Below are 26,405 nucleotides of genomic sequence, written 5' to 3'. Positions count from 1 at the left end.
GGATCGTGGACGCGAGTTCGTCGACCCACCTGTGCGAAATCTCGGGGCCGGTTAGTGTAAGACGACACATCCGCTTCTTTCGGGTGGTACCTCGCGACGATAGCGTGACGGGGTGTCACCGAGGCGCGCGGCCACGCGCGCGCTCCCCGTGTCCCGTGCCCCCGACCTGGTACGGGGCCGGCCCACCGTGCGGTGGGCCGAGTCGGGCCGTCCCCGGCAGGCGGAGGTCGATGACCGAGGTGGCGTGCGGGATAGAGGAGGGGTACATGCCCGAGGCGGTCAAGGAAGTGGCCGACGACCAGCTCGACGAGATTCTCAGCGCTCTGTACCGGATGCGCGACGGCGACTTCAGTGTTCGACTCCGATCGCGCGGCAGTGGCAGGCTCAAGGAGATCACCTCGGTCTTCAACGAGGTCGTCGACCACAGCGAACAGCTCAGCTCGGAACTCCAGAGGGTCGGCGACGTCGTCCGTGAGGAGGGCCGGCTCAACGAGAGGGTCATCGTCCACCCGGCGCGGGGCGCCTGGGGCAACAGCGCCCGGGCGCTGAACATGCTGCTGGACGAGGTCGCCGAACCCGTCACCGACGTGGCCCGGGTCTTGGACTCGGTCGCCGAGGGCGAGCTGAACCGACGGGCCTCCACCGAGTCCCGCAGCGGCGAGCTCCGCGGTGACCTGCTGCGTCTGGCCACCACGGTGAACCGGATGGCCGACCAGATGAGCGGCTTCACCCAGGAGGTCACCCGTGTGGCCCGTGAGGTGGGCACCGAGGGCAAGCTGGGCGGCAGCGCCAAGGTCGAGGGTGTCTCCGGTGCCTGGCGCGAGGTCACCGAGTCGGTCAACCAGATGGCCTCCCGCCTCACCCTGCAGGTCCGCGACATCTCCACCGTCACCACCGCGGTCGCCCGCGGTGACCTGACCAAGAAGATCACCATCGACGTCCAGGGCGAGATGCTGGAGCTGAAGGACACCATCAACACGATGGTGGACCAGCTCTCCACGTTCGCCGACGAGGTCACCCGCGTGGCCCGTGAGGTGGGCACCGAGGGCAAGTTGGGCGGTCGCGCCAACGTGCGCGGGGTCCAGGGCACTTGGAAAGACCTGACCGACAACGTCAACTCGATGGCGGACAACCTCACCAACCAGGTCCGCGACATCTCGAAGGTGACCACCGCGGTCGCCAGGGGCGACCTGACGCGCAAGGTCGAGGTGGACGTCCAAGGCGAGATGCTCGCCCTGAAGAACACCGTGAACACCATGGTGGACCAGCTCGACTCCCTCGCCGACGAGGTCACGCGTGTGGCCCGTGAGGTGGGCACCGAGGGCAAGTTGGGTGGTCGTGCCAGCGTCAAGGGCGTGTCGGGCATCTGGAAGGACCTGACCGACAACGTCAACTCGATGGCCAACAGCCTCACCTACCAGGTCCGCAACATCTCGCAGGTCACGACCGCGGTCGCCCGCGGCGACCTGGGCAAGAAGATCACCGTCGACGCCCAGGGCGAGATGTTGGAGATGAAGGACACCATCAACACGATGGTGGACCAGCTCTCCACGTTCGCCGACGAGGTCACGCGTGTGGCCCGCGAGGTGGGCACCGAGGGCAAACTGGCCGGACAGGCCCACGTGCGCGACGTATCCGGGGTCTGGAAGGACCTCACCGACAACGTCAACTCCATGGCCAACAACCTCACCTACCAGGTGCGGCAGATCTCCATGGTGACGCGGGCGGTGGCCGCCGGCGACCTGACCAAGCAGGTCACGGTCAACGCCAAGGGCGAGATGCTGGAGTTGAAGCAGACCATCAACGTGATGGTGGACCAGCTCTCCGCCTTCGCCGACGAGGTCACCCGTGTGGCCCGTGAGGTGGGCACCGAGGGCAAGTTGGGCGGTCGCGCCAGCGTCAAGGGCGTCTCCGGCATCTGGAACGACCTCACCGAGAACGTCAACTCGATGTCGCACAACCTGACCACTCAGGTGCGCAACATCTCCGAGGTGACGACCGCGGTCGCCGCCGGTGACCTCACCAAGAAGATCGACGTCAACGCCCAAGGCGAGATCCTCGAAGTGAAGACCACGGTGAACACCATGGTCGACCAACTGTCGGCCTTCGCCACGGAGGTCACGCGTGTGGCCCACGAGGTGGGCAGCCTGGGTCAGTTGGGCGGTCAGGCCAAGGTCGAGGGCGTCACCGGAACGTGGAAGCAGCTCACCGACAGCGTCAACGAGCTGGCCGGCAACCTCACCACTCAGGTGCGCGCCATCGCCGGAGTCGCCAACGCCGTCGCCAAGGGCGACCTGACCCGCAACATCCAGGTCGACACCCGCGGCGAGATGGAGGAGCTCAAGGCCAACATCAACCTGATGGTGTCCAACCTGCGCGAGACCACCTCGGTGCAGCGCGACGCCGACTGGCTCAAGTCCAACCTCGCCCGCATCTCCGGACACATCCAGGGACACCGGGACCTCGACGAGCTGGCCCGCCTCATCATGAACGAGGTCACGCCGCTCATCGGAGCCCAGCACGGCGCCTGCTACCTGCCCGAGGACCAGGACCACGAGGGCGTCTTCCGGCTCTACGCGGGCTTCGGCTTCCAGCCCACCGAAAAGCGGCGACGCATCGTCAAGGGCCAGGGGCTGGTGGGTGAGGCGCTCGCCCAACAGACCGAACAGCACGTCAGCAACATCCCGGCCGGGTACATCAACATCGAGTCGGGGCTCGGCGACGCCGTCCCCAACCACCTGTACATCGTCCCGATCGTCACCGAGGGACGTTCCCTGGGCGTCGTGGAGTTCGCCTCCTTCGAGGAGTTCCGCGAGATCCACAAGAACTTCCTGCGCCAGCTGGTCTCGCTGCTGGGCACCACGATCAACACGATCCTGGCCAACAACCGCACCGAGCTGCTGCTCGAACAGTCCCAGCAGCTCACCAGCCAGCTGCGCGAACGCTCCAACGAACTCCAGCGCCAGCAGGAGGAGCTGCGCGGCATGAACGCGGAGCTGCGGCAGAAGGCCACCCAGCTGGCCAACCAGAATCGCGCGATCGAGCTGCAGAACCAGCAGATCCAGCGTTCCCGGAACGCGTTGGAGGAGCGCGCGCACCAGCTGCAGGTCTCCTCCAAGTACAAGTCCGAGTTCCTGGCGAACATGTCGCACGAGCTGCGCACGCCACTCAACAGCCTGCTCATCCTGGCCCGCCTGCTCGCCGACAACGCCGAGCAGAACCTCACGCCCAAGCAGGTCGAGTTCGCCCAGACCATCCACAAGGCCGGCAGCGACCTGCTGCTGCTCATCGACGAGATCCTCGACCTGTCGAAGGTGGAGGCGGGCCGCGCCGAGGTGCAGCCCAGCGAGGTGTCCATCGCCCAGCTCGTCGACTACGTGGAGGCCACCTTCCGGCCGGTCACCGGCGAACAGGGGCTGGCCTTCGCGGTGGACGTCTCCCCGGACATCCCCGAGACCCTGTGGACCGACGAGCAGCGGCTCCAGCAGATCCTGCGCAACCTGCTCTCCAACGCCGTCAAGTTCACCTCGCAGGGCGAGGTGCGGCTGCTCATCGAACCGGCCTGGGCGCTGGAGGACGCCGACCTCGACATGTTCGTCGAGAACGAAGAGGTCATCGCCTTCACGGTCGCCGACACCGGCATCGGCATCGCCGAGGACAAGCTCCAGGTGATCTTCGAGGCCTTCCACCAGGGTGACGGCGGGACCTCGCGACGATTCGGCGGCACCGGTCTGGGGTTGTCCATCAGCCGCAACTTCGCCCGTCTGCTCGGCGGCGAGATCCGGGTGCAGAGCATCACCGGCCGGGGCTCCACCTTCACCCTGCTGCTGCCGGTGCGCCTGCCCGAGGACGCAGCGGAGGTCGTGGATCAGCCCCCGGCCCTGACCACGCCCATCGAGCTGGAACAGGGACCGGGTTCCCTCGAACCGATCGGCGACGACGAACTCGATCTGCCCGACGAGGACTTCGACGCCGTGGTGGCGGCCCTGACCGATTCGAGTGAGCCTGAGGAACCGCTGCCCATGGTGCAGGTCCTCAAGAACGCCGAACCCGAGGAACAGGGCAGGGAGGAACAGGTCGAGGCCCGCCCCGACCCCGAGCGCCGGGCGATCCTGGCCGGCCAGCGCGTGCTCATCGTCGACGACGACGTGCGCAACGTGTTCGCACTGACCAGCGCCCTGGAAGCACAGGGACTGGAGGTCCTGTACGCCGACAACGGCCACTCCGGCATCGAGAAGCTGGAGGCCAACGAGGACATCTCACTGGTCCTGATGGACGTGATGATGCCGGAACTGGACGGTAACCAGACCACCCAGCGCATCCGGGAGATGCCCCAGTTCGCCGACCTGCCGATCATCTCGCTGACCGCCAAGGCCATGCAGGGCGACCGGGAGCGCAGTCTGGCGGCCGGTGCCACCGACTACGTCACCAAACCGGTCGACCTGGACCACCTGTTGGACGTGATGCGTCGTTGGCTCACCGCCGACCAGGAGGAGACCCGGGCGGGCGCCGCGGCCGACGATCGCTCCGGTGACACGAACGGTTCCGCCGGCGTGCACAATGGCGACACAGGCCACGACGACGCCGGGGCGACCGGCGATGACGGCAACACCCCACCGCACGACTCGGAGTAAGAAGCAGTGACTCAGAAGGCCAACATCCTTCTCGTCGACGACCGGGACGAGAACCTCATCGCGCTGGAGGCGGCCCTCACCTCCCTCGACCAGAACCTGGTGCGGGCCAACTCCGGCGAGGAGGCGCTGAAGCACCTTCTGGGTACGGACTTCGCCGTGATCCTGCTCGACGTGATCATGCCGGGCATGGATGGTTTCGAGACCGCCGCGCACATCAAGCAGCGGGAGAAGACCAAGGACGTGCCGATCATCTTCCTGACCGCTCAGGAAGTCGATCGGCACCAGGTGTTCCGCGGTTACTCCTCCCGCGCGGTGGACTTCCTCATCAAGCCGTTCGACCCGTGGGTGCTGCGCTCCAAGGTCGAGGTGTTCGTCGAACTGCACCAGCTCAAGGCGCAGATGCGCGAACAGGCCCGCTCGCTGCAACGGGTGCTCGGCCAGGAGAGCGGCGAACCCGGTAAGGCGCTCGTGGAGCAGCTCGCCCAACGTTCCCGTCAGGTCCAGTCGGACCTGGCCGACCTGCGCGAGCACATCGTGGGCAACTACCAGGAGATCGACCAGCCGCTGGTGGACGCCGTCCGTCGGGTGGACCGTTCGGCCTCCCGGCTGTCCACCCTCGTGGACACCCTGCACGGCCCCGAGGACTGACCGTGTTCGCCTCGTGGCCGATCAGAGTCGTCGGGGCGGCAGGGCCAGCCCGATGTGCTCGCCGATCTCCTCGATCAGGCCGAGGTCGGCCAGGCGGAAGCTGCCCCGGTTGCTGCGTCGGATCAGGGTGAGCGCGCCCCGCACGCCCCGGCTGCCGCGCAGTGGAACCGAAAGCAGTGAACCGGCGCCCAACACCGCCAGGACGGGAGCGCCCGCGCCCATCTGGCCCAGCACCGTCTCGTCCTCGATCAGCGGGAACAGCAGCGACTGACCGCGACCGAGCACCTCTCCGGGGATGTCGGAGTCGCTCGGGGATAGCGCGGCCAGCTCGTCGCGTTGACCCTCCGGGGCGTCGGCCGGGCCGACGACGGCGGCGCGGCGCGCCACCTGGGGGTCCTCGGGCAGGTCGCAGACGTCGATGATCACCCAGTCCGCGTAGGAGTCGGCCAGCAGGTCCGCGGCGTCGGTGAGGGCCAACGCCCTGGTGGGGGTGGTGCCGCGCAACAGCAGGCGGGTCATCCGGGTCAGCACGTCCAGGCGGCGGGCGGCGAGCACGACCACCTGGTCCTCCACCTCCGGCTCCAACGGCGAGGGCCCGTCCTCGTCGGCGCCGTTCATCGGTGGTGACATGGCCACCAGGACCAGGGGGTGTGCCTCGGTGGGCAGTTCCAACCGGGTCAGGGTCAGGTGCACGTCCTCGGCCCACCCGCGCTGCGCCAGCCGCGACTCCAAGGACGCGGGGCCGTCACCGCGCAGCACCGAGGCCAGCCACGACTGCATCGCCGCGCGCTTGCGCAGGTCGACGAAGTGGGCGAAGGGCTTGCCGGTGACGTAGCCCGGGGCACCGCCCAGTTGCTCGGCGCCGGCGTTGTTGATCCGACGGATGTAGCCGTCGTGGTCCAGCAACACCACGGGCACACTGAGTTCGTTGAACATCGAGCGCAGCAGGACACGGTCGTTGTCGTCGCCGCTGCGACGGGGTTCGGCGGGTCCGCTGAGCGAGCGGACCAGTTCACCGCCGGCGTCGCCGAGCAGGCGTTCGGCGTACTCCAGCTCGGCGAGGGCGGCCTCAGCGGTACCCCCGGCGTCATCGGGGTAGGTGGTATGCGTGTTGCGCAACGCCGAGACTCGTTCGCTCAGCGCGTTGATCTCGCGTTGCAGATCGGCGAGGTTGTCCGACACGCTCACGGTCTCCCGGTGGTCTTCGAAGGCGGGCGAGGACTTGCCGGAACGCTCCGGCGTCCGGTCGAGGCTTTTTCGAAGGTTACCGTTGGTACGGGAGAGGGGCACGAGTCGAGGAGGTTCGCACGGTGTGGATCGAACACCTCGCCCGTGACATCGGCGCGCTCGGGCAGGAGGAGAACACCACTCCCGAACGAGCGTTGGACCAGATGAGTCGGGCCGCGGCGCTGAGCGTCCCCGGTTGTTCGGCGGCTCTCGTTGTGCTGTGGCGGGAGGTGGTCGGCCCGGACGGGTCCCGACGCCACGTGGTCACCGACTACGGGGCCTCCCACTCCGACCTGTCCGAGGCCCTGGAACACCAGTACACGACCGACCAGGGGCCCACGGTCGAGGCGGTCCGCGAGATGAGCCAGGTCCGGGTGTCCGACGTGCTGCGCGAACAGCGCTGGCCCCGGTACACGAGTATGGCCGTCCAGTGCGGCGACCGCTCCTCCATCACCCAGCCCAGCGCCCTGCCCGGGGACGGCGACGAGGACCGGGTGCTGACCTTCGGGGTGCACTCCGGCCGCGCGGACGCCTTTGACGAGGGGGTCGGCCCCGAACTCACCGCGCTGTTGGCCGAGCACTCGGCGATGGCCCTGCACACGGCCTTCCGGCAGACGGACGCCGCCCGGGAGTCCGCGCACATGCGTCGGGCCATGTCGGCGCGTACGGTGATCGACCAGGCCAAGGGGATCATCATGCACGCCCGGGGCTGCGACGCCGACGCCGCCTTCGTGGCCCTGCGGGAGGTCGCCCAGCGCAACCGCAAAAGGGTGGTGGACGTGGCCCGGGACCTCGTCGCGCAGAACACGGGTCCGCAACCGCGGATGCGTCGCGATGGTGCGGACGGCCGGTGAACCGAGACCGCGCGAATGCGCGATGAACATGGTGGGATCCCGGTGAAAGACCTGGCAACAAGACCATGGTGAGTCCGGAGCGTGACCGGAACGCGTCATGATGAGGGTTCGGGACCGTCGTGGCGTGCGACGGCGCTCGGCCCGCCCCACGGCGGGGCCGGAACCCACCCGGCGCAGTGAACGACAAGGAGACCGACCGTGACGTCAGACATCTCGATTCGCCGCGAGGATGGCGTCGCCGTCGTGACACCCGTCGGTGAGATGGACGCGGTCACGTCCCCGGCACTGGCCCAGGCGTTGGACGAGGTCCTCGGCGACACCCCCAAGGGGGTGGTGGTGGACCTGGCCAAGGTCGGGTTCTGTGACTCCCGCTGCATCGGAGTGCTGGTCGCGGCGTTCCGCCAGGCCCGTGACCTGGACGTCGGATTCGTCGTCACCGAGCCACAGCAGCAGGTCAACCGGTTGTTCGTGATAGCGGGGATCGACCAGGTCATCCCGATAGGCGCCAGCACCGGCGACGCGGTCTCCGAACTCGGCGGCTGAACCGGCGCCCGGGGGTCACCGTTCTCGTGGACCGACCGGCGTGGTGCGCGCGTCCTCACCGGTCTCCGCCTCCTCGCCGCCCTCCCCGCCGGTGACGGGGTCCACGAAGTGCAACCGCACCAGCGAACCCGACTCGTCCCCGCAGATCTCCATGAAGTCGCAGATCTGCCGGGTGATCCACAGCCCGTACCCGCGGGGGCGCAGGCCGTCGGCGGGACGATACCCCGTCAAGGGGTCGTAGAGCCCGCCGCGTTCGTCGAAGACGTCGCAGACCCAGCGGTCCGGGCCACGCCACATCTGGACGGTCCCCTTGCCCGCCCCGTGCTCCAGCACGTTGGCCGCGAGTTCGTTCACCGCCACCACCAGGGCGTCCACCCGGTCCCGTGGCAGGCGCAGGGCGCCCGCCAGGGAGCCGAGGTCGTCCCGCAGCCGCGGCAGGGACTGCTCGATCTCCAGACGGTGCACCGGGCCCGTCACCGGTAGCGGCTCCGGCGCCGGGCGCCGACGGCCGAACGCCGCGGTGCCCAGGTAGGCCGGGTTGGCGTACGGTCCCTCGTCGCCCACCAGGACGGGGTGGGTGGCCAGGACGGCCGAACGCGCGCCCGGGGGCAGGCCCCGATCGTCGTGGACGCACAGCAGGCGCATGCGCATCGGCGCGAGCGCGGTGCTCAGCACCGACTCCAACCGGTGCCACTCGCGGTTCTCCATCGTGCCGTCCGTGGGCACGGGTGGTTGGCCCACCACCGTGACCGAGTCGTGCGCCAGGGACATGCGGTGCAGGGCCGCCAGCGTGCGCCCTGGGGCCTCGTAGAGGGTGTCACGGTCGACGACGTGCACCCGACCGCGCTCCTGGGGGGCGAGCCCATCCAGAAGCGCGGCCGGATCCGCTACGGCCAGGACGGTGTGGCCGTCTTCGCGTACCGCGGTGCGAAGTCGTTTCCGTGTCACCTCGTGGAACCGTCTCTCCCTGCGGTAGAGCAGTCCCTGGTGTTCGAAGGTCATCGGTGGGGGTGGACCGCTCAGTGGGAGGAACCGGACAGGAGCAGCTCCGTCTCGTCCTCGTCGGAGTGGTCGCGTTCGGTCTGCTGCGGACGGGAGCGTTCGTAGGCCAGCTCGGTCTCCACCGCGATGCGCTGCCAGGTGAAGCGGGAGCGGGCGCGGTCGACCGCGGCGATCCCGTAGGCGCTGCTCATGGTGGGCGTGTTGAGGACCGCGCGGACCGACCGGGCGACCTCGTCGGGACGGCCGAAGCGCATGAGCACGCCGCTCGTACGGTGCAGTACCGCGCCGGGGACGGCGCCCGTGGCGGTGGCCACGACCGGCAGGCCACAGGACATGGCCTCCAGGACGGCGCCGCCGTAGGGGTCGTAGGAGGCCGCGGAGACGTACACGTCGGCCGAACGCAGCAGGCGGGGCAGTTCCTTGCGCTCCACCGGGCCGGTCAGGTGCACGCGGTCGTCCACGCCGGCCTCCTTCGCCAGGAGTTCGACGCGGCGGGCGTTCTCGTCGAGGGCGACCGTGCGGTCGTCGGCGGTGGACACCAGCAACAGCTCGGCCTCGGGCAACCGGACCATCGCCTCGACCAGACGTTCGGCGCCACCGGCCTCGGTCAGGGAGGTCACCGAGATGAGGCGGGAACGCTCCTCGCGGCGGGAGTTCCAGGGCTCCGCGGAGGCGCTGCCCTCGACGCTGAAGTGGTCGGAGTCCACACCGAACGGCACGACGCTCACGTGGTGACGCGGCACGCCCAGGCGGGCCAGTTCACCCTGCTGGTCGGTGGAGTTGACCAGGACCCGGTCGGCACGGGAGGCCAGGATCGTCTCCATCCGGGCCCGGTCCGGTCGATGGGTGAGGCCGGAACGCTGCTCGCTGGCGTTGAGGGAGTGGAAGGTCTGGACGATGGGGACGCCGCTCTGGTCCTTCTCACTGTGCGCCTGGGCGTGCAGGGCGGCGAGACCGCTGGTCCAGCCGATGGCGTGCAGGACGTCGGGGGTGTCCTCGTCGAGGACGGCGGCCAGCGCGGTCCCGAAGGCGCCGGTGTGCTCGGCGTGGTCGGTCTCGTCGAGGACACGGGCGGGACCGGCGTCGAGGTGGGCGACGGAGACGCCGCGGGCCATCCGCGTGCGGCCCTCGGGCTGCTCGGGGTCGCTGCGGCGGACGTAGACGGTCACCTTGTGACCGCGCTTGGCGAGCTGCCGGGAGACGGCGCACACGTGCAGGCTCACCGGGCAGGCCGGTTCACCGCGGTGCGCGGGGAGGGGGTTGGCGTGTTCGGCGACCATGGCGATCTTCACTGGGCTGAACTCCTTGGACACCGCCGTGGTGTCCGTCGTGGTTGGTCCCGGGGGGACTCCGGAGCGGGGAGTCGGAATCCTTCCGGGGTAGGGGTCGGGCCGCCGTGCCCTATGGCCACCGGTGCTTTCACATGGGGGTGAAAACCACCGGACGCCGTCGAGCACGGATCGGCGTCGGGTCTTCAGGGGAACGCGGTGGGCGCGGGTCCGGGCCCCGTGGCCGAGGAGGGCCGGGCAGCACGAAGAGCCGCGCGCACGGAGTGCGAACGGTGCCGTGGTTCACAAGAGGGAGGGTGAAGGGAGCGACGCATGACAGACCACACCAAACGACCTTGGAGAGAGGTTGAGCGCCACCGGGCGTACCTGTGTTCGAGGCTCGCGCGCGGGGCGGAGGTCGTGTGTGTCTGCGTCTTAGACACCCAACGGACTCCATTGTGCCAGACCCTCGGCAGGCCGACAACGTGCTCTTGCTCCCGTCGGGCGCCCGAAACCTGGTGGAACGACCGGTTCCGGTCGCCCAAGGTCCTTCCGAAACAGGGCCCTGGGCTGCTGCTTCGTCGAACCTCCCGATCGGCACTGTCGGTCGGACCTGAGCAACGCTAGTGTCGGACCGGAACCGGGTCGGGACGACTCAGTGGCCCCCCAGCCCCCCGTCTCCACACTTTTGGCGGTACAAAGGCGGACGGGAACTGCGCTTCCGAGCGTTTTCCGCCATGATGTACACGGATTTTGAGCGACCTCCGTTTCGGTACGGTGACAGAATCCAGACGTTGAACGGGACTCGATCAAGGTCCGGCGGCTGCCGGGCAACCGGCCAAGGCCGACGAAACGGGAGGAAGGGCGTATGGGTGTCGCTGGTGGGGAAGTCATTGTCACGGCCCTCACGCACCGGGGCGCTATTCGCCCCGCCAACGAGGACTCCGTGGTCATGGGTGCTCTCACCGTCGCCAGTGCGAACATGACCTCCCCGGTCCGCTGCGTACTGCCGGTGGCCGAACCGGTCATCCTCGCGGTGGCGGACGGTATCGGTGGCCAGGCCGCCGGTGAGATCGCCTCGGAGCACGCCGTGCACCGCATGGCCGAGATGGGCCCTCGGCTCAACAACCCCGAGGAGGTGGCCCAACTCCTCACCCACATCGATGAGGAGATCAAGGACCACGCCTCCCAACACCCGGAGTTCTCCGGGATGGGCACCACGGTCGCCGGGGTCCTGCTCAACAACGACGGCAACTTCTGGTTCAACGTGGGCGACTCGCGGACCTACCGTCTGGAGGGTCGACATCTGCGTCAACTCTCCGAGGACGACTCCCCGGCCCTGCCACCCTCCGAGGACGGTCGCCCCGTCACCACGAACTTCATCACCCAATCCTTGGGCGGCAGCTCCGGCGGCTCGATGGTCCCGCACGTGGGCCGTGACGAGTCCGCGGACCCCAGCGCCTGGCTCATGTGCAGCGACGGGCTCTCCGACCTGGTGCTGCTGGAGGAGATGGAACGCATCATCGCGGAGGCCGGCAGCGACGAGGCCGCCGTGCACGCCCTTTGGCAGGCGGCCATGGGGGCGGGCGGCAAGGACAACATCAGCATCCTCCTCGCCCGGCGCCGCTGAGGCGCACGAACCGACGACGAAGGGGCTCGCACGCCGACGCGTACGAGCCCCTTCGAGTGTCTTCTACCGGTTCTCGCCGGCACCGGGGCGCTTGCGCATGCGCACCACCAGGACCGCGATCAGGCCGATGACGGCGAGGGCGGCGATGCCGCCGACCAACAGCAGCGTGGTGGGCGACGAGCCCTCGGCGGCGGGCTCCTCGGCGGCGGCCGGGGACTCCTCGACCTCCTCGGCCGCGGGCTCCTCGGCTTCGGCGGGCTCCTCCTCGGCCGGCTCCTCCGGGGCCGCCTCGGCGACGGCCTCGTCGGTCACCGAGAAGGCGATCGTGTCCTGGATCGGGTGACCGTCGGAGGAGACGACGCGGTAGGCGATGCTGTACTCGCCCGCCTCGTCCAGCGGGGCCAGCCCCACGGACACCTCGGTGTCGCTGAAGGCGAGCGCGCCGTCCTCGTACTGGGTCTCACCGTCGGGACCGGTCACGACGATCGCGCTGCCCTCGCCACCTTCCATCGGCGCGTTGTTGAAGGTCAGCACGACCTCTTCGGGGACGGTCTCCAGGGTGGCGCCGTCCTCCGGGTCGGAGCCGGTGAGCACGTCATGGGCGAGGGCGGGGGAGGGGGCCAATAGCAGGGCCACCGCGGCGAGGGGGGTGATCAGGGCTGCGGTACGGGTTTTCGACATGGGTCTTCTCTCTCGGGCCGTTCGGATGCGATTCGGGGTTGCCCCGTGGCGTCGGGTACCGGGGTACTACGACGACAGGAGGAGGGGCGCGGGTGAACCGGGAGGCCCGCGGGGCCCGTGCGAGGTGAACGCGGATGGAGAGGGCGCGATGATCGGGAACGCGACGTGCGCGCGCCCGGGCACGCGGAATGGGAGGCCGTGGGCGCGCAGGGGCCGTGGCAGGGCCCGGGATACGGTGGCGCCGAGGAACCACAGCGCGGACTCGCCGTGTGCGAGAAGCGCGGCGGCGAGCAGAGCGGCCCACAGATGTGCGAACAACATGCCCGGGGTGAGGCCGAGTGTGTGGGTGAGCAGCCCGTGACCGCCATGGCCGGCGCCCGCGGAATGGAGTTCGGGACCCGCCGCCATTTGTAGGACCATGTGCAGGACGACCTGTACGAGGGCCATGACGGTGAAGATGTCGCCGAAGCCCCGCATGATCCTGGTGAAGCGCCACAGGAGGCCGACCAGGAACGCCGTGGTCAGGAGGAAGCCCCCGACCCCGGCGGGTGTGTCCGACCAGAGGTTGTGCCCGCCCCAGGCGAGCCCTGTGCACGCCACGGCGAGGAGTGCCGTGCGCGTGAGCCGAAGGGTGCCGTGAGCGGGTCGCACGATTACCGAACCTAGGCCGTGCCCCCGAGGGTCGCAAGACCCACGAGGGGCGGGAGATATGGGGCCGGACACAGGGGAGCCGCCGAACGCGCGTGGCATCCGGCGGCTCCACCCGTTTCCGAGGGACGGGCCCTAGACGGCCGGTGCGAGTTCGCGGCGCATGTAGCGACGCTCCTCGGGGGTGGTCCCACCCCAGACTCCATGAGCCTCTCCGGCACGTAGCGCCCACCGCAGGCATTCCGGGCGAACAGTACAGCTGCGGCAGACGGCGAGGGCCTGTTCCGTGTCGACGCGACCGATCCCGGTGCTGCTCACCGGAAAGAAGATCTCAGGGTCGTACGAGCGGCAGTTACCCTGCTCGACCCAGTCCTCACTGTCGTGATACAGGCGGTTCACGGACGCCTCCGATCCCTGGTCGTTGATCCCCACCGCCGGTGTGGCCGTGGTGAGGTGGGCGAAGTTCGTGTCGTGCGACCCGACCAGGGGCTCTTGACCCGGGCAGGCTGCGACGAAGCGTTGCGACCAATTGTAGTACTACATGAGGTCGTACTACACAGAGTCTGCTCCAAAATCCGCGAATGATCAAGGACGTTCGTCCTTGCCGGGGTCTTGCGGCCACGGGGACACCAGGCGAGCGGGGCGAACGGTGGGAGACGTCGATCGGCGTGTCGCCTGCGCAGTGGGGGTTTCCGCCTGTGTGCAGGGGTCCCCGAGAAGGTGGGCGCGTACTGTGTGAGGTGTGCCGCAGGCCTTTCGGGACGTTATGTCGCGAGGTTCCCACCGAATTGATGTGACTTAACGCACGCTTAATATTGCCTGTTCAGGCTCTATGTTTGACCCCGAGGCATGTGTTCCGCTCGCCGGGAGGCGGGGGGTCGCCCCGCGAGATCCGGGGCCCGCGTGGTCGTCGAATCCCCTGATGGGAGGGGCGTGACCAGGGTTTTCGGTCGGGTTCGCGCCCCACCCGAAAGCGCAGGTCAGGTCGTCTTCATGCTGCTAAATAGACGAGCCATACCCGTTCATGATCAGCTCAAACATCTGCGCGGAATCTCGCTGAAACTTCTTTGAACTTCGTTCGCTAAATTCGGTCGACGTGCCACAACAACGAACGAACCTCCAAGCACGCGACCGAAACGACGACGGGGCCCAGGGTCACCGGACCGCCGAGGGCGCGGGCCACGAGGGCGTGCGCTTGACGCACCCCTCCCCGGAGGACGGGCCGCACATGTGGCGGTTGGCCGGCGAGACGGGGATGGACGTGAACTCCCCGTACGCCTACACGCTGTGGTGCCGGGACTTCGCCGCGACGAGCGTCGTGGCGAGGGACACCGACGGCCGGGTGGCGGCCTACGTCACCGGTTACGTCCGTCCTGACAGCCCGGACACCTACTTCCTCTGGCAGGTCGCCGTCGACTCCGCGTATCGCGGACAGCGGCTGGCCCGCCGGATGCTCGACTTCATCGGCGACACGTTCGCCGATCAGGGTGTGCGTTACCTCGAAGCGACCGTCACCCCGGACAACGCCGCTTCTCGTGCCCTATTTGCGTCATTTGCCCGTAATTGGGGTACTGAGGACGTGTGGAGCCCTCTGTTCACCGAGGAGCACTTCCCGTCGGGTGGCGACGAGTCCCACGAACCCGAGGACCTCGTGCGTATCGGCCCCATCGGGCCTACGAGCGACAACCCAGACGACTGACCGTCCGCAACGGATCGAACGCGATCCTGTCCCACACCCCTCGTCTAAGCCATGAGCCCACGAAGTTGGGGAAAGGAACCAAGGAACATCACGATGGAGACCTTCCAACGCCTCGAATCCGAAGTCCGCGGATACTGCCGTAACTGGCCGGTCGTCTTCGACAAGGCGGTCGGAGCTCACGTATACGACGAGAGTGGCAAGCCCTACCTGGACTTCTTCGCGGGAGCCGGTTCGCTGAACTACGGGCACAACAACCCGGAGCTGAAGAAGCCGCTCATCGACTACCTCATGGACGACCGCATCGTCCACAGCCTCGACGCGTACAGCGTGGCCAAACGGGAGTTCCTCAAAACCTTCGAGGACGTCATCCTCAAACCCAAGGGGCTGGACTACAAGGTCCAGTTCCCCGGCCCCGCCGGCAACAACGCGGTCGAGGCCGCACTGAAGCTGGCCCGTAAGTACACCGGTCGCCAGACCATCATCAACTTCACCAACGGCTTCCACGGCATGACCCTGGGCGCCCTGGCCGTCACCGGTAACTCCATGAAGCGCGGTGGCGCCGGCGTTCCGCTGGACCACGTGGCGACCATGCCGTTCGACAACTACCTCGACGGCAAGACCCCGGACTTCCTGTGGCTGCGCGCCCTGCTCGACGACAGCGGCAGCGGCCTGGACGCCCCGGCCGCCGTGATCGTGGAGTCCATCCAGGGTGAGGGCGGCATCAACGCCGCCAGCGCCGAGTGGCTCCGCGGGCTGTCCGCCCTGTGCAAGGAATACGGCATCCTGCTGATCTTGGACGACATCCAGATGGGCTGTGGCCGTACCGGAGAGTTCTTCAGCTTCGAAGAGGCCGGCATCGTCCCGGACATCGTCACCCTGTCCAAGTCCATCAGCGGCTACGGCCTGCCGATGGCGCTCACGCTGTTCAAGCGCGAGCTGGACGTGTGGGAGCCCGGGGAGCACAACGGCACCTTCCGTGGTTTCAACCCGGCCATGGTCACCGGTACCGAGGCCCTGCGCCGCTACTGGAGCGACGACTCCTTCGCCCAGGCCACCCTGGCCAAGGGCGCCATGGTCGAGGCCCGCCTGTCCGAGATGGCCGCCGAGCACGCCGACTTCGGCGCGCACGTCCGTGGTCGCGGTCTGGCCCGCGGTCTGGCCTTCGACGCCGAGGGTGATATCGCCAAGAAGGTCGCGGCCGAGTCCTTCGAGCGCGGCCTGCTCCTGGAGACCTCCGGCCCCGAGGACGAGGTCGCCAAGCTCCTGCCGCCGCTGACCATGACGGACGAGGAGCTCACCGCCGGCCTGGACATCATGGCCGACGCCGCCCGGGCCGCCGTCAAGGGCGCCAAGACGGCCTGAACCGGAGGCCCCGAGCGAACACGGGCCGGTCGACGTTTCCCGACGGGGGCGTCGACCGGCCCCGTACCGTGTAACCAGCGCATATTCACGCGCCCCAGAACGTTAAGGAGACCCAAGTGATCGTTCGCAGCATGGACGAGGTCAACGACACCGACGCCGACATCAAGACCGAGAACTGGCGGAGTCGTCGGATCGTCCTGGCCAAGGAGAAGGTCGGGTTCTCCTTCCACGAGACCATCCTTTACGCGGGCACCGAGTCGACTTTCTGGTACGCCAACCACATCGAGCTCGTGCACTGCATCGAGGGTGAGGCGGAGCTGACCAACGAGGACACCGGCGAGAAGCACATCATCACGCCGGGCACCCTCTACCTGCTCAACGGCCACGAGAAGCACACGGTCCGCCCCAAGACCGACTTCCGCGTGCTGTGCGTGTTCAACCCGCCCGTCACCGGGCGTGAGGTCCACGACGAGAACGGCGTCTACCCGCTGGTCGTGGAGGAGGACGCCTGATAGGCGTCGCGTAAGACCGCATCGAGGGGCGGGGGCCGGTTTCGGCCCCCGCCCCTCGTCGTTCCGAGGGTAGGAAGCCCAGGGTGACGGGCATAAGAACCCATAGTCACCCCGCACAGGTGACCGGCCTGACTAGGGCTAACGGTCCGGTCACCCGATGTTCCGCAGCTCATAACCAGTGCATAACGGACTAAACATGTTCAGTTACTGCAGGGCGGGCCAGGGGAGAAGAGACTCCGTACCAGCGCCGTACTCCCGTGTACCCGGCTGACGGCCTGGTTCGCGGGCCAGACCCGCGGTATCAGCCACTTGAGGCGATCCACCATCCGAATGTGCGGTGTCCCCGCCCTGTCCTTCGGCGGAGACTCCGCTCTCGAATTTTCGAGGAGCAGTCGTGAAGAATCAGGGACCAGCGCGTCGGCGGGGAACCTGGGGCCGCCGAGACGCACTCCGCTTGGGAGGCGTGGGGCTCGCAACGGCCGGTCTCGCGGCGTGCAGCCGGGTCGATGAGGGCGGCGCCGGCGGCGAGGGAGAGGGTTCCCTCCTGGAACGTCTCCGTGAGCAGGGCTTCGTAGCGGTCGGACTCGCCAACGAGATCCCCTTCGGCTTCGTCGACGACGCCGGTGACCCGGCGGGCCAGTCGCCGGCCGTGGCCCAGGCCGTCTTCGAGGAACTGGGCATCCCCGAGATCCAGGCCTCCCCGGTCAACTGGGACGGTCTCATCCCGGGCCTGAACGCCAACCGCTTCGACGTCCTCGCCGCCGGTGTGTTCATCACGCCCGAGCGCTGCGAGCAGGTCGCGTTCTCCGAACCGACCGCCACCTCCCCGGAGGCCTTCATGGTCGCCGCGGGCAACCCCGAGAACATCCAGCACTTCGAGGACTTCGCGGACAACCCGGACCTCATGCTCGCCGTGCTGAACGGCTCGGTGGAGCAGACCTACGCCGAGTACTTCGGGGTTCCCGAGGAGCAGATGGAGCTCATCGGCAACCAGACCGCCGGCTACGAGCTCCTGGAGAACGGCCGGGTGGACGCCGTCTCCATGCTGAGCGTGTCGCACCACTACCTGTTGCAGGAACGCGGCGGCGACTTCGACGTCAGCGAGCCCTTCTTCCCCGTCATGGACGGGAACGAGGAGAAGGGCTGGGGCGGCCTGTGCGTGCGACAGGACGAGACCGAACTCTTGGAGGAGATCAACCGCGTCATCGCCGAGTTCACCGAGAGCGGTCGCCTGCTCGAACTCGGCGAGGAGTGGGGCTTCACCGAGGACGACCTGCCCGACGGTACGAGCACCGCCGAGCTCTGCGAGGGCTGATCCCCCTTGGAACAGATCAACTTCCTGGTCGAACGGTTGCCCAGGTTCCTGGACGGGGCCTGGATCACCGTTCAACTGACCATCGGCGGCGCCGCCCTGGCGTTCCTCCTCGCCATGGTCTTCGGAATCATGGGTTCGGTGGGGCATTGGCTACCGCGTGCCATCTCCACGGTCTACGTGGAGGTCTTCCGCGGGATCGCGGCCCTGGTGCTGATGTTCTGGATGGCGTACGCGCTGCCCATCGCCACCGGCTTCCAGTTGGAGGACAGGTTCGCGGCCATCCTGGCCTTGGGGCTGAACGTGGGCGCCTATGGCGCGGAGGTCGTGCGTTCGTCCATCAACGCGGTCCCCAAGTCGCAGGTCGAGGCGACCGTCTCGCTCAACTTCAACTGGTTCCAGCGAATGCGCCTGGTCGTGCTCCCACAGGCCTGGGCCCAGATGCTGCCGACCTTCGGCAACCTGATCATCGAGCTGATGAAGGCCACGGCCGTGGCCTACCTCATCGGTGTCGCCGACCTGGCCGCGGTCGCCCAGCAGCTGCGAGAGGCCACGGGTGAGACCGTCGTCGCCTACAGCGGCGCACTCATCCTCTACTACCTGATCGCGCAGGTGCTCATCTTCGGTATGCGACTGCTCGAACGCCGCGCCAACCGGAAGCTGGGACGGCTGCCGTCCGGCGGCCAGGGGATCCTCTCCATGTTGCGACCGCCCACGATCGGAACCAAGGTGGGGGTGGCCAAGTGAACCTCTGGGATCTCGAGTGGATCATCGACGTCATGCCCGACCTGCTCGGTGGCCTGTGGGTCACGGTGCAGATCACGGTCGTCGCCTACCTGATGGCCCTCGCTCTGGGCCTGGTCATCGCGATCGCTCGTCGAGTGCCGGTCTTCGGATCGATCCTGCACTTCGTCATGGAGTTCATCCGTACGACACCGCTGGTCATGCAGCTGGTGTTCGTCTTCCTGTTGGCGCCCTCGACGGTTTCCGGCATGACCGTGGGCATCCTGGTCCTGGGCGTGCACTACTCGGCCTACACGGCCGAGGTGTACCGGTCGGGGATCGAGGGGGTGTCCAAGGGCCAATGGGAGGCGGCGCGGGCGCTCAGCCTGCCGTCCCACCGGACCTGGGGCGCCATCGTCCTCCCACAGGCGATCCGCAAGGTCATCCCCGCACTGGGGAACTACCTCATCGCGATGTTCAAGGACACCCCCCTGCTGTTCGCCATCGGTGTGGCCGAGCTGCTCACCGAGGCCCAGCGCGTCGGTAGCGCCGACTTCCGTATCGTCGAGGCGTTCACGCTGGTCGGGTTCCTGTTCCTGGTCGTGAGCATCCCCTCCGCGATTTTGATTCGACGACTGGAGAAGCGATATGCCGCCGTCTGATACCCCCGAGAACACGATGGCACCGGGTGTCGATGGCGACGGTGCCGGCCTCGCCGCGGAGAACCTGATCGTCTTCGATCAGGTGGTGAAGCGGTTCGGCGACCTCACGGTCCTGGACCACCTCGACTTCGCGGTCGCCCCCGGTGAGCGCGTGACGCTCATCGGACCGAGCGGCTCGGGCAAGACCACCATCCTGCGGCTGCTGATGACGCTGGAGAAGGTCACCGAGGGCAACATCTGGGTCCATGGAGAGCCCTTCAGTCACATGCGCAAGGGCGCCGGAATGACCCGCGCGAGCGAGAAGTACCTGCGGGCCAAGCGCAAGCACATCGGCATGGTGTTCCAGCAGTTCAACCTGTTCCCCAACATGAGCGTTCGCAAGAACATCATGGAGGCGCCGGTCAACGTGCTCGGCCTGGGCAAGGACGAGGCGAGCCACCGCGCGGAGGAACTCCTGGATCTGGTGGGCCTGGGCGACAAGATCGACGCCCACCCGACCCAGCTGTCCGGTGGCCAGCAGCAGCGTGTGGCGATCGCTCGCGCGCTGGCGATGAGACCGGAGATCCTGCTCCTGGACGAGGTCACCTCTGCCCTGGACCCGGAGCTGGTCGCCGGTGTGCTCGACGTGCTGCGCGAGGTGGCCGAGACCACCGACATCACGATGCTGTGCGTGACCCACGAGATGGGCTTCGCCCGTGACGTCTCACACCGTGTCCTGATGTTCGACAAGGGACGGATCGCCGAGGAGGGCCACCCGGACCAGATCTTCGGGGACCCTCAGGAGGAGCGGACCAAGTCCTTCCTCAAGTCGGTCCTGGAGAACGGCCACTAGGTACCTCACCGGTTTCACGGGGAGCCGCCCGGACCATCACGACGGTCCGGGCGGCTCCCTTTTCCATGGTCACACGTGGTAACGACATACCGTAGTCATTAAGTCGCTTTTAGTTTTCCCCGGGGCAGAATGGTGGTTCTGAGGCAGGGGGGACTCTTGTGACCATAGTGCGAAGATGGGGGCTCACATGGATGATCGCGCTCGCGGTGATCCTCGTGGTCGGGCCGCTACTCGCCCATCCGGCCCTTCGGGGCCAGGTCTTCGACGAATCGTCCATCCTGTTACTGATCGCCTGGACGCCGATGCTGTTCGCCGGTCTCCTGTCCTGGGGCCTGGTCTGGTCGTTGGGACGGAGGGACGAGCTGGACCGGCGGGTGCGGGTCGCGATGGAGGGTCATCCGCTCGGCCGGGAGCTGGCCTGGCAGGCACTCCTCCTCGTCTGTTTCGTGCTGTCGATGGTGGTGCTCTCCGGGGTGCTCACCTTCTACGGCACGGAGACCGGAACCGCCCCGGACCTCGCGATGTCGGTGTCCCTGGTGTCCCGGTTGTTGTTCCTCTTCGCGCTCCCCCTGCTGATCATGGACCGCTCCGGCCTCACGGTGGAGGGCAAGGGGACCCTCATGCCCACGGTCGCGCTCAAGGTGAGCCAGCCCTGGCGCTGGCTGGGACTGATCCCGGTCCTCGCGGCGACGGTGGTGATCGGGTACCTGATGGTGCCCTACATCGGCCTGCCGGAGCCGTCGCTCACCCTGTACGCCATGCTGCTCGCGTTCACCTTCATCGCGGTCTGCGAGGAGATCTTCTTCCGCGGGATGATGCAGACCCGGTTGGAGATCCTCCTGGGGCGCTGGGGCGGCATCATCGCCACGTCCGTGGTGTTCGCTCTGACCTACGCGCTGATCCAGCCCTATGACGCGGTGTCCCAGCTCACCGGGACGGACCTGATGCATGACACGGGTATGTCCATGCTGACCTACGCCACCGCGAGCATGCTCTACGGCTACCTGTGGGCCTGCTACCGCAACACCTGGATCAACGTCCTGTTGCGCGTGGCGATCTTCGTGCTCATCCTGCCGCCCGACCTGGACGTCGGCATCTGAATCGCACGTATGGGTACAGATGATGCATAGGGGCCTCATTGCGGTCATTTCCCTCTCATGGGGATGTCACCGCGTGGTCATGAAAGAGGGGGAGTCTGCCACCTGTGAGCACGGAAACAGCGCCGACACCCGCGGAGACCGGCATCGCGGAACCGTCCCCCGACAGATTCATGGACCGTGAGGAAGGGTGGCTCCGCTTCAACCAGCGGGTCCTCGAACTCGCCGAGGACGAGGGCATCCCCCTGTTGGAACGGGCGCGGTTCCTCTCCATCTTCTCCAGCAACCTCGACGAGTTCTTCATGGTGCGCGTCGCCGGACTCAAACGACGCCTGGCCACCGGCCTCTCGGTGCCCTCCGCCAGCGGGCACCACCCCAAGGTCCTGCTGGAGCGGATCTCCCTGTTCACACACGAACTCGTGTCACGACAGACCGCCTGCTTCAAGGAGAGCGTCGCCCCGGCCCTGGCACAGGAGGGCATCGGCATCGTCCGCTGGAACGAGCTGGCCGACGACGAACGCGAGTACCTGCACGGATACTTCCATCGCTCCATCTACCCCTTGGTGACGCCCTTCGCCGTCGACTCGGCGCACCCGTTCCCCTACATCTCCGGTCGCTCACTGAACCTCGCCGTCACCGTCCGGGACCCCGGCGACGACCGGCGCATGTTCGCCCGGGTCAAGGTGCCCGCCTCCCTACCGCGCTTCATCGAACTCACCGAGCACGGGGGCGGCCGCTACGTCCCGGTCGAGGACATCATCGCCGCCCACCTGCCCCGGCTGTTCGAGGGCGTCGAGGTGGTCGAACACCACGCCTTCCGTGTCACCCGCAACGCGGACCTGGAGGTCGACGAGGACGAGACCGACGACCTCGTCCAGTCCCTGGAGAACGAACTCCTGCGTCGCCGCTTCGGGCCCCTCGTACGACTGGAGGTGGAGGAGAGCATCAGCGACGCGGTCCTGACCATCCTCACCGACGAGCTCGGCGCCGAGGACGAGGAGATCTACCGGGTGCCCGGGCCCCTCAACCTCTCCGGACTCTCCCAGATCGCGGACGCCGACCGACCCGACCTGAGCTACCAACCGATGGTCTCGGTCGAACCGCGCGCGCTGACCTCCGGGGACCTGTTCGCCTCCGTCCTCGAACGCGAGATCCTCGTCCACCACCCCTACGAGTCCTTCGCCACCACCACCGAGCGCTTCCTCGCGCTGGCCGCGACCGACCCGAAGGTCGTGGCGATCAAACAGACCCTGTACCGCACCAGCGGGGACTCCCCCATCGTGGAGTCGCTCATCGAGGCGGCCAGCGAGGGCAAGGAGGTCGTGGTCCTGGTGGAGGTCAAGGCCCGCTTCGACGAGCAGAACAACATCCAGTGGGCCCGCAAGCTGGAGGAGGCGGGCTGCCACGTGGTCTACGGCGTGATCGGCCTCAAGACCCACTGCAAGCTCTCCATGGTCATCCGCCAGGACGACGAAGGCCTGCTGCGCCGCTACTGCCACATCGGCACCGGCAACTACAACCCGAGCACCGCCCGCGTGTACGAGGACCTGGGCCTGTTCAGCGCCGCGGCGGAGGTGGGCGAGGACGTCAGCGACCTGTTCAACAGCCTCACCGGGTTCTCCCGCAAACAGCGCTACCGGAGGCTCATGGTGGCGCCGTCCGGGCTGCGCTCCGGCCTGCTCCGACAGATCGACACCGAGATCGCCAACGCGGAGGAGGGCGAGCCCGCGCGCATCCGCATCAAGGTCAACTCGTTGGTGGACGAAGAGATCATCGACGCCCTCTACAAGGCCTCCCAAGCGGGGGTCGACGTGGACCTGTGGGTGCGCGGCAGTTGCGTCCTGCGCCCCGGTGTGCCCGGGCTGTCGGAGAACATCCGGGTCCGCAGCGTCCTGGGCCGATTCCTGGAACACTCCCGGGTGTTCGTCTTCGCCAACGGTTGGCGACCCCAGGTGTGGATCGGCAGCGCCGACCTGATGCCGCGCAACCTCGACCGTCGGGTGGAGGCGCTGGTGCGAGTCGCCGACCCCGAACAGTGCGGGCGCCTGGTCGCCCTGATGGACCTGGCGATGGCCGACACCACCTCCACCTGGCACATGCGACCCGACGGGACGTGGGATCGTGCCACCCACGACGAGGAGGGCCGGCGGCTCAACGACCTGCAGGAGGTCCTTCGCGGCGACCGTCACCTGCGGACGGTGGAGGCGTGAACCCGGGCGGCTACCTGGAACCCATCCGGGCCGGCGGTGCCGTCCTGTGGCGTGACGGCGCGAACGACCGTGAGGTCGTACTCATCCGTCGTCCGAACCGCGGCGACTGGACCTTGCCCAAGGGCAAGCTGAAGAACGGCGAGCACCCCATCGGTGGGGCGGTCCGCGAGGTCGAGGAGGAGACCGGTCTGGTCCCCGTGCTCGGCCGCCGGCTGCCGACGCAGCGCTACTTCAAGGACGGTTGGCCCAAACGGGTGGAGTGGTGGGCGGCGACCCCCCGAAACCCGGGCGGGGAGGTCGACTACGAACCCAACGAGGAGATCGAGCGCGTCGAATGGGTGCCGTTGGAGCGGGCCCGCGAACGGCTCACCTACGCACACGACGCCAAGGTCATCGACGACTTCCGGGCCGGCCCCGCCCGGACCTTCCCCATCGTCCTGTTGCGGCACCTGTCCGCGGGGGACAAACGCTCCTGGGACGGCGGCGACCTGCTGCGTCCACTCGACGAGAGGGGGCGTGCCGACGCCATGTCGCTGCCCCGGGTTCTCGGCGCCTACGGGAACCTGCGCGCGTTGTCGTCGTCGGCGGCACGGTGTACCGAGTCGCTGTTGCCGTACACGGTCGAGTGTGACGCGGGAATGCGCACCGAACCCGCCTTCACGGTGGGCGGGGGCGGCCGGGAGCACGAGGTCGCGCGGGCCCGGGAGGCGTTCGCGCGCGTTCTCGACGAGGGGCTTCCCACAGTGGTGTGCACCCACGGGGAGTTGGTCCCGGAGCTGTTGACCGAGGCGCTCACCCGGTTCGACGCGCCGTTGTCCCAACAACGAGGGCTGCGCAAGGGGTCGTTCTGGGTGCTGCACGTGTCCGTCGACGGTGCCCTGGCCGCGGTGGAACGTCACCATGTGCGGGAATGACATGATGCGTGCATGGCTGAACACATGGTGGCGCGGAGCGTCGTGGTCGATGCTCCGGCCAAGAGGATCTTCGATCTGCTCGCCGACCCCGATCGGCACCCCGAACTCGACGGGTCCGGCACGGTGCGCGGGGCGGTCTTCGGGCCGGACCGGCTGGAGTCGGGCTCGGAGTTCGGCATGGACATGCGGATGATGGGGTTGCCCTACCGGATGACCAACCGGGTGGTGGAGTTCGAGGAGGACCGACTCATCGCCTGGAAGCACGTGGGCTCGCACCGCTGGCGCTACGAGCTGGAGGAGGTGGACCCGGGACGGACCCTCGTCACGGAGACCTTCGACTACACGCGGGGACAGACGCTCTTCTACGTCCTGTCCGGGGCCCCGGCCCGCAACGCCCGTGGGATCGAGGAGACCCTGGTCCGTCTCAAACGGGTCGCCGAGCAGGCCTGAGGAGCACGTCCCCGATGGCCCACGAAATGACCTAAAGTTCGGCAAGGGCCCGCGAATCCCCTCGCCCCCCGGCCACCGAGGCGTCGGCAAGTGCGGGTTCGTTGACGACGGTCGATGTGGAAGTCGGGAGACCAGTGGGTGCAACGAGCTTCGGTGACGTGTGGCAGGACGTGTTGTCCGTCCAGTCCGACCCGGAACAGTGGATCATCGTCACGGCGGCCGCCATCGCCCTGGCGGCCGTCTTGCTCGGTCCGCCATGGCGGGTGGCGCGCAACGTCGTCACCATCGCGCACGAGGGCGGACACGCGCTCGTGGCGCTGATCAGCGGCCGCCAGTTGACGGGAATCCGCCTGCACTCCGACACCTCCGGGGTGACGGTCTCCCGAGGCAAGCCCACCGGCATCGGCATGATCTTCACGGTGTTCGCCGGCTACGTCGCGCCCACCGTCATCGGTCTCCTCGGCATCCTCATGCTGATGTCGGGCCGCATCACCGCGCTGCTGTGGCTGAGCATCGTCGTGCTCGCCGCCATGCTGCTGATGATCCGCAACCTCTACGGCGTGATCTCCATCGTGGTGACCGGCGCAGTGGTCTTCGGCATCAGCTGGTTCACCCCGCACGAGGTCCAGGCGGCCTTCGCCTACCTGTTCATCTGGTTCCTGCTCTTCGCGGGCGTGCGTCCCGTCATCGAGCTACAGAGCCAGCGGATGCGTCAGCCCTCCCCGCACTCCGACGCCGACCAGCTCGCCCGGCTCACGGGTCTGCCGGGCACCCTGTGGGTGATGGTGTTCCTGCTGGTGAACATCGCGGTCACCGCCCTGGGCGTGTGGATGCTCCTGTTCCAGTGACGTCCGGGCATGGCAAGGGGCCCCGCGGCCGGGTTCGCGGGGCCTTCTCTACGTGAAGGGGCGCTTCCGTCAGGCGGTCTGCGGCGCGGCGAGCGCCTGTGAGACCGAGTCGAACACCGGGATTCGGGTGTCCAGGGACGTGATGCGCAGGGTCTGCCGGACCCGTGACGGGGCGGCGGCGATCACCAGCAACGCCCGTTGTTCCTTGGCGAACTTGTGCGAGCGGATGAGGACGCGCAGACCACTGGAGTCGATGAAACGCAGGTCGGTGCAGTCCAGCACGACGCGGCCGAACGGCTGCGTGGTCAGGGCCCCCGTGGCGGCGTCCTGGAAGCGGGCCTCGGTGGCCATGTCGATCTCCCCGTCCAGGGCCAGGACAAGTCCGGACTCGTGGAGGGTGGAAGCGATGGTCAGGTCGGGCATTGCGACTCCGGCGTACTCGGGCCCAGCCCGATGGGTCGGCGAGGCGGACCACAAACCGTCCCACCCGGGACGTGTGGCGACCGGTGCGTTGGTTGCGTTACCGCGTGAGCCAAGCTGATGGTTCATCAAGTTCCTTGCGTGATACCCCGGACCGGATGCCGGGGGAGGAAACGCCTTTCTCGCCAGGTTTGCTCGGAAAAGCACGGCACTCCTGGAACGCCCGGGT

24 protein-coding genes are annotated in these 26,405 nt (G+C 67.9%); 17 read left to right on the top strand and 7 right to left on the bottom strand.

The genetic code is table 11. The features are described from left to right. Positions 1–266: 266 nt before the first annotated feature. Together ACWGSK_RS18530 and ACWGSK_RS18525 are read left to right on the top strand one after the other, a co-directional pair. Positions 267–4,634 (top strand): HAMP domain-containing protein, encoded by a 4,368-nt coding sequence (locus tag ACWGSK_RS18530; RefSeq protein WP_452456338.1) that lies wholly within the window; start codon positions 267–269, stop codon positions 4,632–4,634. Positions 4,635–4,640: 6 nt separating this feature from the next. After that, on the top strand, positions 4,641–5,282 hold the full coding sequence (locus tag ACWGSK_RS18525) for a response regulator (RefSeq protein ID WP_067598031.1): 642 nt from the start codon (positions 4,641–4,643) through the stop codon (positions 5,280–5,282). 21 nt (positions 5,283–5,303) lie between these two features. On the opposite strand, the gene ACWGSK_RS18520 is transcribed toward ACWGSK_RS18525, so the two are convergent. Next, a complete protein-coding gene (locus ACWGSK_RS18520) occupies positions 5,304–6,464 on the bottom strand; it encodes a PAS domain-containing protein (RefSeq protein WP_358506631.1) in 1,161 nt (386 codons plus the stop codon). 128 nt (positions 6,465–6,592) lie between these two features. Between ACWGSK_RS18520 and ACWGSK_RS18515 the strand changes: the two genes are divergently transcribed. Together ACWGSK_RS18515 and ACWGSK_RS18510 are read left to right on the top strand one after the other, a co-directional pair. Next, positions 6,593–7,363: an ANTAR domain-containing response regulator gene (locus ACWGSK_RS18515; RefSeq protein ID WP_358506628.1), complete on the top strand. Its 771-nt coding sequence runs from the start codon at positions 6,593–6,595 to the stop codon at positions 7,361–7,363. Positions 7,364–7,561: 198 nt separating this feature from the next. Beyond that, positions 7,562–7,906, top strand: coding sequence for an STAS domain-containing protein (locus ACWGSK_RS18510; protein WP_358506625.1), 345 nt, complete (start codon positions 7,562–7,564; stop codon positions 7,904–7,906). A gap of 15 nt (positions 7,907–7,921) precedes the next feature. Here the strand turns inward: ACWGSK_RS18510 and ACWGSK_RS18505 are convergent, their stop codons facing one another. Then, the gene (locus ACWGSK_RS18505; protein ID WP_358506622.1) at positions 7,922–8,908 is read right to left on the bottom strand and encodes an anti-sigma factor RsbA family regulatory protein; all 987 of its coding nucleotides are present in this window, start codon (positions 8,906–8,908) and stop codon (positions 7,922–7,924) included. 17 nt (positions 8,909–8,925) lie between these two features. Next, the gene (locus ACWGSK_RS18500; RefSeq protein WP_358506619.1) at positions 8,926–10,200 is read right to left on the bottom strand and encodes a glycosyltransferase; all 1,275 of its coding nucleotides are present in this window, start codon (positions 10,198–10,200) and stop codon (positions 8,926–8,928) included. Positions 10,201–11,044: 844 nt separating this feature from the next. On the opposite strand from ACWGSK_RS18500, the gene ACWGSK_RS18495 reads away from it, so the two are divergent. Further along, a complete protein-coding gene (locus tag ACWGSK_RS18495; protein ID WP_358506616.1) occupies positions 11,045–11,806 on the top strand; it encodes a PP2C family protein-serine/threonine phosphatase in 762 nt (253 codons plus the stop codon). A gap of 63 nt (positions 11,807–11,869) precedes the next feature. Here the strand turns inward: ACWGSK_RS18495 and ACWGSK_RS18490 are convergent, their stop codons facing one another. From ACWGSK_RS18490 to ACWGSK_RS18480, 3 genes are all read right to left on the bottom strand, one after another. Continuing rightward, positions 11,870–12,487, bottom strand: a complete 618-nt coding sequence (locus ACWGSK_RS18490) for a copper resistance CopC family protein (RefSeq protein ID WP_358506614.1) — start codon at positions 12,485–12,487, stop codon at positions 11,870–11,872. 66 nt (positions 12,488–12,553) lie between these two features. Further along, positions 12,554–13,138 (bottom strand): copper resistance protein, encoded by a 585-nt coding sequence (locus ACWGSK_RS18485; RefSeq protein ID WP_358506611.1) that lies wholly within the window; start codon positions 13,136–13,138, stop codon positions 12,554–12,556. 132 nt (positions 13,139–13,270) lie between these two features. Continuing rightward, positions 13,271–13,534, bottom strand: coding sequence for a WhiB family transcriptional regulator (locus ACWGSK_RS18480; RefSeq protein ID WP_067608003.1), 264 nt, complete (start codon positions 13,532–13,534; stop codon positions 13,271–13,273). Positions 13,535–14,324: 790 nt separating this feature from the next. Between ACWGSK_RS18480 and ectA the strand changes: the two genes are divergently transcribed. The 12 genes from ectA (at position 14,325) to ACWGSK_RS18420 (ending at position 25,756) form a co-directional block, all read left to right on the top strand. Beyond that, entirely contained in the window at positions 14,325–14,834 is a 510-nt protein-coding gene (gene ectA, locus ACWGSK_RS18475; protein ID WP_358506847.1) for a diaminobutyrate acetyltransferase, read from the top strand. A 93-nt stretch (positions 14,835–14,927) separates the two neighbouring features. Then, complete coding sequence (gene ectB / locus ACWGSK_RS18470) at positions 14,928–16,196, top strand: diaminobutyrate--2-oxoglutarate transaminase (protein ID WP_358506608.1); 1,269 nt, start codon at positions 14,928–14,930, stop codon at positions 16,194–16,196. A 116-nt stretch (positions 16,197–16,312) separates the two neighbouring features. Beyond that, a complete protein-coding gene (locus ACWGSK_RS18465) occupies positions 16,313–16,708 on the top strand; it encodes an ectoine synthase (RefSeq protein WP_067607943.1) in 396 nt (131 codons plus the stop codon). 463 nt (positions 16,709–17,171) lie between these two features. Further along, positions 17,172–18,023 (top strand): ectoine/hydroxyectoine ABC transporter substrate-binding protein EhuB, encoded by an 852-nt coding sequence (ehuB, locus tag ACWGSK_RS18460; protein ID WP_358506605.1) that lies wholly within the window; start codon positions 17,172–17,174, stop codon positions 18,021–18,023. A 15-nt stretch (positions 18,024–18,038) separates the two neighbouring features. Then, positions 18,039–18,767, top strand: a complete 729-nt coding sequence (gene ehuC / locus ACWGSK_RS18455) for an ectoine/hydroxyectoine ABC transporter permease subunit EhuC (RefSeq protein WP_358506845.1) — start codon at positions 18,039–18,041, stop codon at positions 18,765–18,767. Positions 18,768–18,799: 32 nt separating this feature from the next. After that, positions 18,800–19,405: an ectoine/hydroxyectoine ABC transporter permease subunit EhuD gene (gene ehuD, locus ACWGSK_RS18450; protein WP_358506843.1), complete on the top strand. Its 606-nt coding sequence runs from the start codon at positions 18,800–18,802 to the stop codon at positions 19,403–19,405. Beyond that, a complete protein-coding gene (gene ehuA / locus ACWGSK_RS18445) occupies positions 19,392–20,237 on the top strand; it encodes an ectoine/hydroxyectoine ABC transporter ATP-binding protein EhuA (RefSeq protein WP_358506602.1) in 846 nt (281 codons plus the stop codon). Before ehuD ends, ehuA begins: the two co-directional genes overlap by 14 nt. A 191-nt stretch (positions 20,238–20,428) precedes the next feature. Then, entirely contained in the window at positions 20,429–21,337 is a 909-nt protein-coding gene (locus tag ACWGSK_RS18440; RefSeq protein WP_358506599.1) for a CPBP family intramembrane glutamic endopeptidase, read from the top strand. Positions 21,338–21,507: 170 nt separating this feature from the next. Further along, entirely contained in the window at positions 21,508–23,544 is a 2,037-nt protein-coding gene (locus ACWGSK_RS18435; RefSeq protein WP_452456393.1) for an RNA degradosome polyphosphate kinase, read from the top strand. After that, on the top strand, positions 23,541–24,458 hold the full coding sequence (locus tag ACWGSK_RS18430; RefSeq protein WP_452456337.1) for an NUDIX hydrolase: 918 nt from the start codon (positions 23,541–23,543) through the stop codon (positions 24,456–24,458). The genes ACWGSK_RS18435 and ACWGSK_RS18430 overlap by 4 nt, the downstream gene beginning before the upstream one ends. A gap of 12 nt (positions 24,459–24,470) precedes the next feature. Next, the gene (locus ACWGSK_RS18425; protein WP_358506593.1) at positions 24,471–24,908 is read left to right on the top strand and encodes an SRPBCC family protein; all 438 of its coding nucleotides are present in this window, start codon (positions 24,471–24,473) and stop codon (positions 24,906–24,908) included. Positions 24,909–25,066: 158 nt separating this feature from the next. Further along, positions 25,067–25,756, top strand: coding sequence for a M50 family metallopeptidase (locus ACWGSK_RS18420; protein WP_358506840.1), 690 nt, complete (start codon positions 25,067–25,069; stop codon positions 25,754–25,756). 69 nt (positions 25,757–25,825) lie between these two features. Here the strand turns inward: ACWGSK_RS18420 and ACWGSK_RS18415 are convergent, their stop codons facing one another. Next, positions 25,826–26,179: an STAS domain-containing protein gene (locus ACWGSK_RS18415; protein ID WP_358506590.1), complete on the bottom strand. Its 354-nt coding sequence runs from the start codon at positions 26,177–26,179 to the stop codon at positions 25,826–25,828. Between the last annotated feature and the right edge of the window lie 226 nt (positions 26,180–26,405).

Source organism: Nocardiopsis sp. NPDC055551 (assembly GCF_053619415.1).
Note: the sequence above shows the minus strand (reverse complement) of the source record. Positions and strands in the feature narration are given on the sequence as shown.

What these genes read in the sequence shown, in the direction of transcription:
- ACWGSK_RS18530 (WP_452456338.1), top strand. Translation starts at nt 267, where the DNA reads ATGCCCGAGGCGGTCAAGGAAGTGGCCGACGACCAGCTCGACGAGATT.
- ACWGSK_RS18505 (WP_358506622.1), bottom strand. Translation starts at nt 8,908, where the DNA reads ATGACCTTCGAACACCAGGGACTGCTCTACCGCAGGGAGAGACGGTTC.
- ACWGSK_RS18495 (WP_358506616.1), top strand. Translation starts at nt 11,045, where the DNA reads ATGGGTGTCGCTGGTGGGGAAGTCATTGTCACGGCCCTCACGCACCGG.
- ACWGSK_RS18490 (WP_358506614.1), bottom strand. Translation starts at nt 12,487, where the DNA reads ATGTCGAAAACCCGTACCGCAGCCCTGATCACCCCCCTCGCCGCGGTG.
- ectB (WP_358506608.1), top strand. Translation starts at nt 14,928, where the DNA reads ATGGAGACCTTCCAACGCCTCGAATCCGAAGTCCGCGGATACTGCCGT.
- ehuD (WP_358506843.1), top strand. Translation starts at nt 18,800, where the DNA reads ATGCCCGACCTGCTCGGTGGCCTGTGGGTCACGGTGCAGATCACGGTC.
- ehuA (WP_358506602.1), top strand. Translation starts at nt 19,392, where the DNA reads ATGCCGCCGTCTGATACCCCCGAGAACACGATGGCACCGGGTGTCGAT.
- ACWGSK_RS18440 (WP_358506599.1), top strand. Translation starts at nt 20,429, where the DNA reads ATGATCGCGCTCGCGGTGATCCTCGTGGTCGGGCCGCTACTCGCCCAT.
- ACWGSK_RS18435 (WP_452456393.1), top strand. Translation starts at nt 21,508, where the DNA reads ATGGACCGTGAGGAAGGGTGGCTCCGCTTCAACCAGCGGGTCCTCGAA.
- ACWGSK_RS18425 (WP_358506593.1), top strand. Translation starts at nt 24,471, where the DNA reads ATGGCTGAACACATGGTGGCGCGGAGCGTCGTGGTCGATGCTCCGGCC.
- ACWGSK_RS18415 (WP_358506590.1), bottom strand. Translation starts at nt 26,179, where the DNA reads ATGCCCGACCTGACCATCGCTTCCACCCTCCACGAGTCCGGACTTGTC.